The organism is Caproicibacter fermentans (assembly GCF_014303955.1).
GTDB lineage: Bacteria > Bacillota > Clostridia > Oscillospirales > Acutalibacteraceae > Caproicibacter > Caproicibacter fermentans.
The window spans coordinates 1,290,173-1,302,528 of the sequence record NZ_CP060286.1 but is presented as its reverse complement, the minus strand read 5'-3'; the positions used below and the strand labels follow the sequence as shown (position 1 = coordinate 1,302,528).

At 49.3% G+C, this 12,356-nt stretch carries 15 protein-coding genes; 8 read left to right on the top strand and 7 right to left on the bottom strand.

Annotation, left to right across the window (positions count from 1 at the left end; translation table 11 throughout):
• Positions 1 to 110: 110 nt before the first annotated feature.
• The 3 genes from HCR03_RS06535 to rny form a co-directional block, all read right to left on the bottom strand.
• On the bottom strand, positions 111 to 371 hold the full coding sequence (locus tag HCR03_RS06535; RefSeq protein ID WP_066649941.1) for a stage V sporulation protein S: 261 nt from the start codon (positions 369 to 371) through the stop codon (positions 111 to 113).
• Between the two features lie 119 nt (positions 372 to 490).
• Entirely contained in the window at positions 491 to 1,258 is a 768-nt protein-coding gene (locus HCR03_RS06530) for a TIGR00282 family metallophosphoesterase (protein WP_187037224.1), read from the bottom strand.
• A 132-nt stretch (positions 1,259 to 1,390) separates the two neighbouring features.
• A complete protein-coding gene (gene rny / locus HCR03_RS06525) occupies positions 1,391 to 2,959 on the bottom strand; it encodes a ribonuclease Y (RefSeq protein WP_407926839.1) in 1,569 nt (522 codons plus the stop codon).
• Positions 2,960 to 3,535: 576 nt separating this feature from the next.
• Here rny and thrS point away from each other — a divergent pair.
• A complete protein-coding gene (gene thrS / locus HCR03_RS06520) occupies positions 3,536 to 5,446 on the top strand; it encodes a threonine--tRNA ligase (protein WP_187037220.1) in 1,911 nt (636 codons plus the stop codon).
• Between the two features lie 74 nt (positions 5,447 to 5,520).
• On the opposite strand, the gene HCR03_RS06515 is transcribed toward thrS, so the two are convergent.
• The gene (locus HCR03_RS06515) at positions 5,521 to 5,733 is read right to left on the bottom strand and encodes a hypothetical protein (RefSeq protein ID WP_066649955.1); all 213 of its coding nucleotides are present in this window, start codon (positions 5,731 to 5,733) and stop codon (positions 5,521 to 5,523) included.
• Positions 5,734 to 6,097: 364 nt separating this feature from the next.
• On the opposite strand from HCR03_RS06515, the gene nrdD reads away from it, so the two are divergent.
• Together nrdD and HCR03_RS06505 are read left to right on the top strand one after the other, a co-directional pair.
• Positions 6,098 to 6,367 carry an anaerobic ribonucleoside-triphosphate reductase gene (gene nrdD, locus HCR03_RS06510; RefSeq protein WP_066649957.1) on the top strand — a complete coding sequence of 90 codons (270 nt, stop codon included), beginning with the start codon at positions 6,098 to 6,100 and terminating at the stop codon, positions 6,365 to 6,367.
• Between the two features lie 58 nt (positions 6,368 to 6,425).
• A complete protein-coding gene (locus HCR03_RS06505) occupies positions 6,426 to 6,596 on the top strand; it encodes a molecular chaperone GroEL (RefSeq protein WP_228725132.1) in 171 nt (56 codons plus the stop codon).
• 57 nt (positions 6,597 to 6,653) lie between these two features.
• Here the strand turns inward: HCR03_RS06505 and HCR03_RS06500 are convergent, their stop codons facing one another.
• Positions 6,654 to 7,706 (bottom strand): PocR ligand-binding domain-containing protein, encoded by a 1,053-nt coding sequence (locus HCR03_RS06500; protein WP_187037219.1) that lies wholly within the window; start codon positions 7,704 to 7,706, stop codon positions 6,654 to 6,656.
• A 118-nt stretch (positions 7,707 to 7,824) separates the two neighbouring features.
• Between HCR03_RS06500 and HCR03_RS06495 the strand changes: the two genes are divergently transcribed.
• The 5 genes from HCR03_RS06495 to HCR03_RS06475 all read left to right on the top strand — a co-directional run bounded on the left by HCR03_RS06495 (position 7,825) and on the right by HCR03_RS06475 (position 11,543).
• The gene (locus tag HCR03_RS06495) at positions 7,825 to 8,457 is read left to right on the top strand and encodes an undecaprenyl diphosphate synthase family protein (RefSeq protein WP_066649959.1); all 633 of its coding nucleotides are present in this window, start codon (positions 7,825 to 7,827) and stop codon (positions 8,455 to 8,457) included.
• An 87-nt stretch (positions 8,458 to 8,544) separates the two neighbouring features.
• Positions 8,545 to 8,697, top strand: a complete 153-nt coding sequence (locus HCR03_RS06490) for a hypothetical protein (RefSeq protein ID WP_156990576.1) — start codon at positions 8,545 to 8,547, stop codon at positions 8,695 to 8,697.
• Positions 8,698 to 8,714: 17 nt separating this feature from the next.
• Entirely contained in the window at positions 8,715 to 8,951 is a 237-nt protein-coding gene (locus HCR03_RS06485) for a histidine kinase dimerization/phospho-acceptor domain-containing protein (protein ID WP_066649960.1), read from the top strand.
• Between the two features lie 110 nt (positions 8,952 to 9,061).
• Positions 9,062 to 9,739 carry a polysaccharide deacetylase family protein gene (locus tag HCR03_RS06480; RefSeq protein ID WP_066649970.1) on the top strand — a complete coding sequence of 226 codons (678 nt, stop codon included), beginning with the start codon at positions 9,062 to 9,064 and terminating at the stop codon, positions 9,737 to 9,739.
• Positions 9,740 to 10,022: 283 nt separating this feature from the next.
• The gene (locus tag HCR03_RS06475) at positions 10,023 to 11,543 is read left to right on the top strand and encodes an IS1182 family transposase (RefSeq protein WP_187037217.1); all 1,521 of its coding nucleotides are present in this window, start codon (positions 10,023 to 10,025) and stop codon (positions 11,541 to 11,543) included.
• Positions 11,544 to 11,722: 179 nt separating this feature from the next.
• On the opposite strand, the gene HCR03_RS06470 is transcribed toward HCR03_RS06475, so the two are convergent.
• The gene (locus HCR03_RS06470) at positions 11,723 to 11,878 is read right to left on the bottom strand and encodes a hypothetical protein (protein ID WP_166525111.1); all 156 of its coding nucleotides are present in this window, start codon (positions 11,876 to 11,878) and stop codon (positions 11,723 to 11,725) included.
• 116 nt (positions 11,879 to 11,994) lie between these two features.
• Complete coding sequence (locus tag HCR03_RS06465) at positions 11,995 to 12,204, bottom strand: cold-shock protein (protein WP_066649973.1); 210 nt, start codon at positions 12,202 to 12,204, stop codon at positions 11,995 to 11,997.
• Positions 12,205 to 12,356: the final 152 nt, after the last annotated feature.

Below are 12,356 nucleotides of genomic sequence, written 5' to 3'. Positions count from 1 at the left end.
CATATCGTCTATTATACCATACACTTCCATTGGATTCAATCTTAATAATTTGCCGGAATGAAAGCAAAAAATAAAGATATCCCCACGTAAAGTGAGGATATCGGCATGTATTACCGGGGTTCTACGATGAGCTTGATTGCGGTGCGTTCCTCGCCGTCGATTGTGACGCTTGCAAAAGCCGGGGTGCATACTGCGTCAATTCCCGATGGTGCCAGATAACCGCGCGCGATAGCTATGGCTTTGATAGCCTGATTGGTGGCGCCGGCGCCGACGGCCTGGATTTCCACCGCGCCGGATTCCCGGATGACCCCCGCAACCGCGCCGGCAACGGAATTAGGCGCCGATTTTGACGACACTTTTAAGATTTCCATAAGCTATCCTCCAACTTTTTTAATAGTAACATCATAAATCGAAAAAAAAGTTTTTGCAAGATATTTTATAAAAAATAATTATAAAATCTAAATTTAGACAGCAATATAGCCAAACTTTATCATAAGATTTGTAGCCTTTCGATGGAAATCGTCTTTCCTGTCTTTTCATCGATGGAAAAAACAGCACCGTCAATCCGGCAGTCGCCGTCCGCCAGATCAAAACGAACCGGCATTTTCGTCCTCATTTTCTGAATAATAAGTTCCGGTTTGACCCCCAGCACGGATTGAATCGGACCGGTCATTCCCAGATCCGAAAGATACCCCGTGCCGCCGGGGAGAATGGTTTCATCTGCGGTTTGCACATGGGTATGCGTGCCGAAAACCGCCGTAACGCGGCCGTCTAGGTAATAGGCAAGAGAACGTTTTTCTCCGGTCGCCTCGGCATGAAAATCAACCAGTGTGATTTTCGGCACGCCCGCCGAGAGAATCCGGTCGGCCGCGTCGAAGGGGGATTCCATGCTTTCCATGTAAACAACGCCGATCAGATTCAGAACGCCTACCTGAATCCGCCCGAGATCGATGACTTCAAAACCTTTTCCGGGCGCGGACGAGGGGAAATTCGCGGGGCGGAGCAGGGCCGGGCAGGAATCGTAAAGATCGTAGCTCTCCCTGCGGCGGAAGCTGTGGTTGCCTGATGTAATGACATCCACGCCGCTGTCGAACAGATGATGAACGGACGCGGGGGTCAGTCCGTTGCCGTCGGCGGAGTTTTCCCCGTTCGCGATGACCAGATCGATCCCTTTCATCTTTTTGACGGCCGGCAGATGACTGCGCAGAAAATTGCAGCCGATGCTGCCGACCACGTCTCCGATTGCCAATATATTCACTTGATTACCCCCAAAGATGGATAAAAAAGAGGGAACAGCACTCTGTTCCCCTTTCGTTCCAAATGTTTGAACAGGAGAGACGTTCCTCCTGTGCCAGAGTCTGCACCGCAGCTTCAGCTGACGGATGAAATTTCATTTTGCGTATTCAATCGCTCTGCTCTCACGGATTATGGTAACCTTTATCTGGCCCGGATATTCCAAATCACTTTCGATTTTTTTACAGATATCCCGTGCCAGAAGCACCATTTTGTCATCGCCGACGGATTCCGGTTTTACCATGATTCTGATTTCGCGGCCCGCCTGAATGGCGTAACTCCGGTCGACCCCGTCAAACGAGGAGGCAACGGCCTCCAGTTTTTCCAGGCGCTTAATGTAGTTCTCCAGGTTTTCACGCCTTGCCCCCGGGCGGGCCGCGCTGATTGCGTCGGCGGCCTGAACCAGACAGGCGACGATCGTTTTGGCTTCAACATCTCCGTGATGGGCCTGTATCGCGTGTACCACCGCGTCGCTTTCCTTATATTTGCGAGCCATATCGACGCCGATGTCGACATGGGAACCTTCGATTTCATGATCCAGCGCTTTGCCGATATCATGCAGCAGACCGGCTCTGCGCGCAACGGTTGGGTCCAGCCCGAGTTCGCTTGCCATCATGCCGGCAAGATAGGCGACTTCAAGGGAATGGTTCAAAACATTCTGGCCGTAGCTGGTGCGGTAACGCAGCCGTCCCAGCAGCTTAACAAGTTCAGGGTGTACGCCGTTGACGCCGGCTTCAATCACGGCGTGCTCGCCTTCCTGCTTAATGGTGGCGTCCACCTCTCGACGAGCCTTTTCGATTGTTTCTTCAATCCGCGCGGGATGGATTCTTCCGTCTGCGATCAGGTGTTCCAGGGCGATGCGCGCCACTTCGCGGCGGACCGGTTCGAAACAGGACAAAGTAATCGCTTCCGGCGTGTCGTCAATAATCAGGTCAACGCCGGTCATGGTCTCGATCGCGCGGATATTCCTTCCCTCGCGGCCGATAATCCTGCCCTTCATTTCGTCATTCGGCAGCGGTACGACGGAGATGGTGGCTTCCGCTACATGGTCCGCGGCGCAGCGCTGAATTGCGGTCGAAATAATCTCCCGTGCGGTTTTTTCCGATTCTTCCCTCGTCTGCTGATCGAATTCCATCAATTTGACAGCCTTTTCATGAGTTAACTCATTTTCAAGATTGTTCAGAAGATAATCCTTTGCCTGATCCTTGGTGAAACCCGAAATCCGTTCCAGCATTTCAAACTGACTCTTTTTCAAAGCTTCCGCTTCGCCGAGGCGTTCCTCCGCGTGTTTCAGCTTATTGTTCAGGATTTCATCCTTGGCCTCCAGACTTTCCGTCTTTTTGTCAAGTGTCTCTTCCTTTTGCTGAATGCGGCGTTCCTGCCGCTGTATTTCTTTCCGGCGCTCATTCAGTTCGCGCTCGGATTCCGTCCTTTGGCGGTGGATTTCATCTTTCCCCTCCAGAATTGCTTCCTTTTTCTTCGCTTCCGCCGTCTTGATCGCATCGCTTACTATCCGCTTTGCTTCCTGTTCCGCCGAACCGATGGTATATTCCGCAATCTTTTTGCGGTGAGCGACCCCCCGAGGAAGGAAATAACCGCGGCCACGGCGGCGGCTGCGACGACAGCGATAATACAGGTAATGAGAGTAACAGTCAAATTTTGGCACCTCCTTTTCCTTTTCTTCATAATAAAAATTTAATAAATCATAGAAATTGGGTATCATGGGTGCGTTATCCCATAAAATGCAAAATATTGCATCATGAAAATAATTGTATTACTTTCCATGCCGGTCTGTCAAGAAATTTGCTTAGAAATGCTTCCTGGGTTTTCATAATTTAGGACATGCTGCAAAATGATCGCAGTATCATTCGGAAATGCGGATGCCACGTTGACATTTTATGCATAAGGTGTTACTATAATAATCATTACAAAAGATCTTTTATTCATAGATTTATGAAAACTGAAAAAGCCGAAAATGTTGACGAGGAAGCCTCGTCCGGGACCCCGCTTCAGAGAGCGTGCGCTATGAGCTGAAAGCGTATGCAGCAGGATGGACGAAGACTACCGCCTCCGAGTGTACACCGAAGCGAAAATAGCAAAAGGTGCGCCGGCTGCCGCCGTTATCGGGCCGCAAGGAGGGCAGGAGCATGACTTTTGCCGAATTGGGTGGAACCGCAGGATCAATACCCTGCCCCAGGATTTGGGGCGGGGCTTTTTTTATTTTTCAAAGGAGTGTAACACGATGATTCATGTCAGTTTAAAAGGCGACCTTCGCGACTATGAAAGCGGAACAACCGTTGCTGAGGTTGCGAAATCCATCGGCGCCGGGCTTTATAAGGCCGCGTGCGCCGGAAAAATCGACGGAAAAACGGTTGATCTGCGCACGCCGCTGAACGAAGACTGCAGCCTGGAGATTCTGACGTTTGACGACGCCGAGGGAAAACGCGCTTACTGGCACACCACCTCCCACATCATGGCGCAGGCGGTGAAGCACCTGTTCCCGGAGGCGGGCTTTGCCATCGGCCCCGCGATTGAAAACGGCTTTTACTATGATTTTGATCTGCCCCGCACGCTGACCCCGGAGGATCTCACCGCCATTGAGGCCGAAATGAAAAAAATCATCAAGCAGAATTTGCCGCTTGAGAGGTTCGAGCTGGACCCGGATGAAGCGATCGAACTGATGGAAAAGGAAAACCAGATTTACAAGGTGGAGCTGATCAGGGAACATTCCGGTAAGGGAGAAAAAATCAGTTTTTACCGGCAGGGCGATTACGTCGACCTGTGCGCCGGCCCGCACCTGATGACAACCGGTCAGGTCAAGGCGGTCAAGCTGACCAACTGCACCGGCGCCTACTGGCGCGCGGACAAAAACAATAAGATGCTGCAAAGGGTTTACGGCATTTCGTTCCCGAAAGCCTCCGAACTCGACGCGTACCTGACGATGATGGAGGAAGCGAAAAAGCGTGACCACCGCAAGCTGGGACGCGACCTTGATCTGTTCGATATTTACGACGAGGGCCCCGGCTTCCCGTTCTTTCTGCCGAAGGGCATGGTCCTGCGCAACTTGCTTGAAAACTTCTGGCGCGAGGAGCACGCGAAGCACGGGTATCAGGAGATTCGCACCCCGATCATCCTGAGCAAAGACCTCTGGCTTCGCTCCGGGCACTGGGATCATTATAAGGACAACATGTACACGACAAAGATCGACGACGGGGATTACTGCATCAAGCCGATGAACTGCCCCGGCGGAATGCTGGTTTATAAGCGCAAGCTGCATTCCTACCGCGACCTTCCGGAGCGCGTGGCGGAGCTGGGACTGGTGCATCGGCACGAGCTTTCCGGCGCTTTGCACGGCCTGATGCGCGTTCGCTGCTTTACCCAGGACGACGCTCACATCTTTATGACGCCGGAACAGATCGAAGGCGAAATTCTCGGCGTGATGGACCTGATCGACAGTTTTTACAAAGTATTCGGCTTCGAATACAACCTTGAGCTTTCCACGCGCCCGAAAGATTCCATGGGAACCGACGAACAGTGGAATATGGCGACGGACGCGCTGATTCACGCTCTGAAAGCGAACGGAAAGCCCTATGTTGTCAACGAGGGCGACGGCGCGTTCTACGGCCCGAAGATCGACTTCCATCTGCGTGACTCCATCGGAAGAACCTGGCAGTGCGGCACGATTCAGCTTGATTTCCAGATGCCAGAGCGGTTCGACCTGACCTATACCGGCGCCGACGGCGAAAAGCACCGCCCGGTTATGATTCATCGCGTTATTTTCGGAAGTATCGAGCGGTTTATCGGAATTTTGACGGAGCATTATGCAGGAGCGTTCCCGCTGTGGCTCGCTCCGGTTCAGGTCAAGGTGCTTCCGATTTCGGACGGCACGCAGGAATATGCCCGGAAGGTGGCCGATGAGCTGGCCGCGGCGGGCCTGCGGATGGAACTTGACACGCGCAATGAAAAAATCGGCTACAAGATTCGCGAAGCGCAGCTTCAAAAAATTCCTTACATGCTCGTAATCGGCGAAAAGGAAGCTCAGACCGGGGAAATTTCCGTTCGCAGCCGCAAGAGCGGCGACCTGGGCGCCATGAGCCTCTCTGAATTCGTGAAAAAGGCTTCGGAAGAAGTTGCGACAAAAGCAAAAGACTGATTTCCATAACAATGCAGCGAGAGGGCCGTACCCGCATAAACGGGTACGGCCCTCCTTTTGATGCAGCCTCAACCTCAGCTTTTCCTTTTTGATTTGATCCACTCAGCGAAAAGATCTATCAAAAAACATGTGGCGTAAGCGAAACTGAAATTTAGCAGTGCATGAATCCACAGGGGCGGATAGGTATTGTTGTAAAACCATGGGCGCAAAAGCCTGGGCAGAACGGTGCCGCCAATCGCTACCCCAAGGCTGACGCCGATGGCGGATTTCAGGGCTCTTTTGACCACCAAATCCCTCCTCAGTAAAATTGCCCGTTTCGGTTGTTATCAGCAAGCTTTGGCTGTCCGTCTCGACGACGAGAGCAAAACCTCGCGGGGCTTTGTAATTTGGCCGGATGTAATTCACTATGATGCTGATCATTGGATCGTCGTTACAGTTTGCGTCAGTTGGGCTAATCATAGAGCCATATCATACCATAAATTTTGTTTCACAACGTTAAGTTTTCGTAAATTTTAGGCGAAGGCCGGCAGGATGGACCGGAGCCTTGGGCTTGTACGGCAGATTGTTAAACTATATATAGATTTACTATTGACGATTCAGTCAATATATTGTATGATATGAAAACAGATTAAGAAAGAAGGCTGTTTGAAGATGCAGACGAATGTAACGGTTACCGGGAATGGATTGGCAGAATCAGAGGTCAATAACTATATTCAGTATGTCAATCAGAAGAATCCGGGCAGAGTCATCAAATCCCTGCGGATTGAGCCGGACGGCGACTATGTGAACCTGTCCTATGAGCTGGAGCAGGTTCCGTTTGAGAGGATCCGCCGGATCACAGGGTATCTGGTCGGGACCATGGACCGCTGGAACAACGCCAAACGCGCCGAGGAGCGGGATCGCGTAAAGCACGGGATGTAATATTTTTATTTTGGGAGGCGATCGCTCCGATTTATGGTTTTTCTCTGAAGAAAGGGAAATGCTAATCGACGGGGTGATCGTGTTTATGACTGAAATTGACCCAAAAATGAAGGATCGATTTAATTCTCTGTCAGAGGATTTGAAATCGGAGATCATGAAGCAGAATGTTCAGATCCGCAGCCTTCAGGATCTGATTCACTGCCTTGAGAAAATTGTAAAAGAAGGCTGACGAAAAGAACGCCGCGCGGCTGTTTGGCCGTGCGGCGCATCCTTGTTTTATGGAAATTTAGAGTTCGTCCTTGTCTTTCAGCATGTTGTCCAGTTCATCCGCAAGATGGACGATCTGCTGGACCGCGTTGGAGACGTCCTCCAGCGCTTTTGCCTGCTCGTGAGATGTGCTCAGGGTCACTTCGGAATGGGTTACCGTTTCGCTGATGGATTTTTTGATTTTTTCCGTCAGCAAAGAAATTTCATTGGCTGTTTCTTTGGAATTATCCGAAAGATTTTTGATCTCTCTGGCTACGACCGCAAAGCCTACGCCCGATTCGCCCGCGTGGGCCGCCTCGATGGAAGAGTTGATGCCGAGGATTTTCGTATTCATCGCTATTTTGTTGATCAGCGTAAGAATATTTCCGATTTCGGCATTAAATTTTCCTATCTGTGCAATTTCCTGATTTAAATCTTCCTGCTCGCCCATAATACTTTGTGAAGACGATGCGAGTTCTTCCAAGGTGGCGGAAATTTCAACAAATTTGCCGGCAAGTCTTTTTGCGATCGTTTCCAGCTGCAGCCTTGTGTAGCCGCTTTGCGCGAGGGAATTTACGACAATAAAGAGTACTTCTGCCGCCGCCGAGATGCGTTCGGATTTGGTCGCTTCGATTTCATGAACGGCGTTCACCAGCCCGTCTTCGCTAACTCCGATTTCCTGCGCGGTCTTTCGGTATATTTCTTCATCCGGGCTGCCGGCAAGGCACTGCCCTCCGAGCACGGTGCCGACAAGCTCGCCGCCCACCATGACGGGAGCCGCAAAATCGATCAGACCGGCGTGGCAGTTGCCGATACAGGGGCGTCCGGTTTTGGCGGCTTCTAAGCCCATTTGATGATGGGATTCCGCACAGCGTCTGTCTCCGATTGTGGATTTATGTATAAATTCGGTGCAGAACTTTGTGTAAGAGCTGGGTTGGGTGACCGGATTCCCGCCGCGGTCAACCGTGACGCTCGCGCAATTCATCCCTTTGGCGAAATTATCCTGAAATTTTTGCAACAGGACAATGTCCACAATGTCTGTGATTTCCAATGCCTTTAAATCAATTTTTTCATGGTCCAGAAGCTTAATCACAAGTCCATCCCCTTTTTACACTATTTTATCATTTCCTGGAAAATGTTATCAGTTGAAAGGAATTATAAGGAATTAATCAGATTGGTAATAATTTCCTGATTTAATTAAAGGGATTTTTATGGAACAGTTTAAAAGAATACCCGCCCACATCGGCATCATTCCGGACGGAAACAGAAGATGGGCCCAAAGAAACGGATTAAGGAAAGAAGACGGGTATGGGCACGGCATTCAGCCGGGATTTGAGCTTTATCGTCTGCTGCTGGAATGCGGCGTGAAAGAGGCGACCTTTTACGGCTTCACCAAAGACAATAATAAAAGGGCGAAAGAGCAGCGCGACTCATTTACGAAGGCCTGTGTGGATGCCGTCGAACTTTTAAGCGGCAAAGACGCCAATTTGCTGGTCGTGGGAAACGCGGAATCGCCTGCTTTCCCAACGGAGCTGAAAAAATACGCAAACCGAAGGGTTTGCTTCGGCAAGGGAACGATCAATCTGAATTTTCTGGTGAATTATGACTGGGAGTGGGATATAAACGGCCTTGCACAAAACGGGCGGATCAAATCGTCCGGAATTCCAAGAATGGATCTGATCATCAGGTGGGGCGGGCGGAGACGTTTAAGCGGCTTTTTGCCTGCGCAGTCGGTTTATGCGGATTTTTACATCATAGACGATTTTTGGCCTGATTTTAAGCCTTCACATTTTTATGAGGCTCTGCGGTGGTATCAGAATTGTGATGTAACACTGGGTGGTTAGCTCTTAAATTGTTCATAAAAAATTCATAATTTTATGTTATTATGTAAACAATACTTTAAGATCAAATTGAATTACGGGAGGTCTAAAATGAAAGTGAACTCTAAGATTGCGCTGCAAAGCAAGTTAAGGGTGTTCCTGGCTTATTATCACACGGCCGAGAAGGAAAATGATCAGGAACGCAAGGACAAGCTGGAACCATATATTGAAGACCTCCGGGAAGAAATTAAAAATACGGAATAAGCAGGCAGAGGCTCCGTTTGGGAAACCCAAACGGAGCCTCTGCCTTTTTCATGGCGGCCAGACGGGAAAGCCAGAAACTGTATCGCCTCAGGCAGGATTTCACGGCAAATATTTCCCACGAGCTGCGAACTATCGTTATGGTGATCCGGGGATCGCTGGAAGCCGTTTTCGGCGGTATGGTGACGGATCCGGAACAGATCGGCAGCTATCACCGTCAATATGCTTGGCGGAAACATGTTCCTGCAATGGCTTGAAAACGACCTTCTGGATCTTAACGCGCCTTACAGAATACGGATTTTCGGATAAACCGGTTTTATGTTATCTTAATACGCATATATTTTGAAACAGAAAGGGGAAATAGACTATGCGTGTCATTACTTTTACCCGTAAAAGGATTCTCACCGTTCTGTTCTGCGCTTTGGCCGTCGTAGTGGCAGCCGCCGTAGGAGTTCGCAGCGTGCAGGCCGTACAGGCCTCGTCTGCCAAGCGGCTGCTTCCGATTTACAATGTAAAGACGGAGGAAAAGAAAATCGCCATATCATTCGACGCGGCGTGGGGAAATGAGGAAACACAGACCCTGATTGATATTTTAAAGCAATACAATGTGAAAACGACCTTTTTTGTAGTCGGCGCATGGGTCGATAAATATCCGGACTCTGTAAAAGCTTTGGCGGCGGCGGGGCATGAAGTCTGCAACCACTCCGATACGCATCCCCATATGCCGAAGCTGTCTGAAACCGATATGAAAAAGCAGATTGTTTCCTGCAATGATAAAATTAAAGCGGTTACAGGCGTCAGCCCGATTCTTTTCAGGCCTCCATACGGCGATTACAATAATGCAGTGGTAAAATCCACCCAGGATTTAAATATGTATCCGGTTCAATGGGACGTTGAACCATATGATATAAGAATAAATATGTTTATGCAGCAGCCTTTCGTCCGAAATGTAAAATCAGCCGCCCGAAACGGGCGGCTGATCAGTCGGAATCGTTGCATTCTGTATTTTTACTTTTCAAAGGATTTTCTGGTGAGTCGTTTTTGAGCCGCTCTTGCCATTCAGCGGCGAGCGTTTCTTGAATTTTTTTAAAGTCAGGCGAGTCCTTTTTATAACTTTTGATTTTCATGGAGATATTTCCCTTTCAGCCAAAGCAGAGCATAAACAAACAAGGGGGTGTTGCAAAACGGCACGAAAAAAAGTCGGAGCAACCATACGAAAAGGTATTGGCAGCTCCGGCTTTTTGCTTTAAAATTTAGTTGTGAAAGAAAATAAAAAGCTCTTAGAGCATAACAGATTTGAGCGAAAAAATCAACAGTTGACGCTCCCAATGGATATGGAAATAACAATACCGCAGGATGATCCGGTACGGCTTGCCAGCGCGCAGCTTGAGGAACTGGATTACAGGGAACTGTATCGCGCCTATTCTTCACAGGGAAGGAAATCGGCGGCTGAACCCCGGATCATCTTTGAGGTATTGGTGTACGGTTACATGTGCGGCATCTACTCGACGCGAAAGCTGGAGGAGGCCTGCCGGAAACGCGTGGACTTCATGTGGCTGCTCAATGGAGAACCGGTGCCGGACTACAGCACGTTTGCGAGGTTTCGCACCGGACGCACCAAAGAAGCGGTGGAAGATTTGTTTTACCAATTTGTCCGGCGCCTGGAACAGATGGGCGAGACGGAGCACGACGAGGTATTCATCGACGGCACCAAGCTGGAGAGCCGGGCGAACCGCTACACGTTTGTCTGGCGCAAGACGACGGAGAAATATTTGGCCAAAGTGAAGGATGCCGTGCGTGAGGAATTTGAAAGCCGTGGAATTTCCGGCAATGTGACCCTGAAAAAGTTCCGTGAATTGGTAAAATCGGAAAAGGCGGCCTGTGAGAAAAACGGAATTCATTTTGTACATGGAGCCGGTCGCCGCAAGCCGCCCCGGCAGCGGGCGTATGAGAAGATTTTTACATTGCTGGAAAAGTGGGAGGGCTATGAGAAGAAGCTGTTTTTAATGGGAAACAGTCGTAACAGTTATGCCAAAACAGATCCGGATGCCACCTTTATGCATATGAAGGAAGACCATATGCGCAACGGGCAGCTCAAACCGGGCTACAATGTGCAGATTGCCGTGAACAGCGAGTACATCACAGGCGCCGCGGCTTTTTCGAACCGGACGGACAGCGGGACGCTGCGACCCTTTTTGCGCAGACTCGAACAGCAGCATGGGGAACGCTACCGGGATATTGTGGCGGACGCGGGCTATGAAAGTCTGGACAACTACCTGTATCTGGAGGGAAACGGGCAGACCAGCTTCATCAAACCCATCAACTACGAAGCACAAAAAAGCAAAAAGTTCAGGCAGCAGATCGGCCGCCGGGAGAATATGCAATATGACAAACAGCAAGACTGCTATGTCTGCGCGGCCGGCAGAAAGCTTCTTTTCCATCACGAAAGTACGCAGCGGAATCGGCAGGGATATTTCCCAACGACGGCGTATTACCGGTGCGATAGCTGCGTCGGCTGCCCGTGCCGTGAAGCTTGCTGCAAGGCAAAAAGCGGCACGCCGAAAGAACTGAGAGTGAAAACGGATTTGGTTCGCCTGAGTGACGATTCCCGGAAAAACATTAAAACCGAACGTGGAATTACGCTTCGGATGAACCGCTCTATCCAGGTGGAAGGGGCCTTCGGCGTTCTGAAAAGCAACCGCAAATTCAAGCGCTTTCTTACCCGGGGCCGGGCAAACATTTCAACGGAGCTTTACCTTTTGTGCATGGGCTACAACTTGAACAAGCTCTGTGCGAAATGCAACACAGGAAGGTTAAAAACACATTTGTTTTGCCTTCAAAAAGAGTAGATTCCAGAAAAACAGAAAATGATTGATTTTTCAGCTTCGCTTTACGGCGGAGCTTAGCATTGCTATTCCTATTTCGACGATTTGTCTCGCAAAGTTTTCAACAAAAGCTTCGTATTTAGATCACTTTTCAACATGAACGGGGGTGTTGCAAAATTTTCATTTTGCAACACCCCCGTAGGTTACTCTTCCAAAATTCCGATCTCGTTTTGGAGGTCGCTTATGATAGGCGCAAGAAGAATCATACGTTTTAGGTCTTTGGTTCTTTTCGCTTCTTGATAACAGACCGTATACACGGTAAGTTTGCTTTTAAGAACCACGATGTTGTTTTGATTCATGTTCGACCTCCGTAAAGATTCACTGTTTACATCAAACAAAACAGCAAACGGTTTTGGCGAAAATTAGACGACCTAAAATAAGAAAAAGAACCGCCCGTATAGGGCGGAACGGAGGTTTATGCGATACGTACGTTTGACGCGCGCAGCTTTCCGTTGCGGGAATCCGTTTCAGTATCGTAAACTACTTTCTGGCCTTCTTCCAATGATTTATAACCGTCAGACTGGATAGCGGAGAAATGCACGAAAACATCCTCGCCGCCATCATCGTTGGAAATAAAGCCATAGCCTTTATCTGCGTTAAACCATTTTACTGTACCGTTATTCATAAACAGGTACCTCCATTAAATTAAATTGTATCCGCCGCGTAAAAAAAACTCACATTTTTTGTAAATCTTCAACAATGTGAATGACTTACAAAAAATGTGAGACATTTCGTACATTTTAGAATACTCCTAGAGTATACCACAGCCCTGTGAAA

Excerpts from the sequence above, each read along its gene's own strand:
- HCR03_RS06535 (WP_066649941.1), bottom strand. The coding sequence starts at position 371 with ATGGAAATCTTAAAAGTGTCGTCAAAATCGGCGCCTAATTCCGTTGCC.
- thrS (WP_187037220.1), top strand. The coding sequence starts at position 3,536 with ATGATTCATGTCAGTTTAAAAGGCGACCTTCGCGACTATGAAAGCGGA.
- nrdD (WP_066649957.1), top strand. The coding sequence starts at position 6,098 with ATGCAGACGAATGTAACGGTTACCGGGAATGGATTGGCAGAATCAGAG.
- HCR03_RS06505 (WP_228725132.1), top strand. The coding sequence starts at position 6,426 with ATGCTAATCGACGGGGTGATCGTGTTTATGACTGAAATTGACCCAAAA.
- HCR03_RS06495 (WP_066649959.1), top strand. The coding sequence starts at position 7,825 with ATGGAACAGTTTAAAAGAATACCCGCCCACATCGGCATCATTCCGGAC.
- HCR03_RS06490 (WP_156990576.1), top strand. The coding sequence starts at position 8,545 with ATGAAAGTGAACTCTAAGATTGCGCTGCAAAGCAAGTTAAGGGTGTTC.
- HCR03_RS06480 (WP_066649970.1), top strand. The coding sequence starts at position 9,062 with ATGCGTGTCATTACTTTTACCCGTAAAAGGATTCTCACCGTTCTGTTC.
- HCR03_RS06475 (WP_187037217.1), top strand. The coding sequence starts at position 10,023 with ATGGATATGGAAATAACAATACCGCAGGATGATCCGGTACGGCTTGCC.
- HCR03_RS06470 (WP_166525111.1), bottom strand. The coding sequence starts at position 11,878 with ATGAATCAAAACAACATCGTGGTTCTTAAAAGCAAACTTACCGTGTAT.
- HCR03_RS06465 (WP_066649973.1), bottom strand. The coding sequence starts at position 12,204 with ATGAATAACGGTACAGTAAAATGGTTTAACGCAGATAAAGGCTATGGC.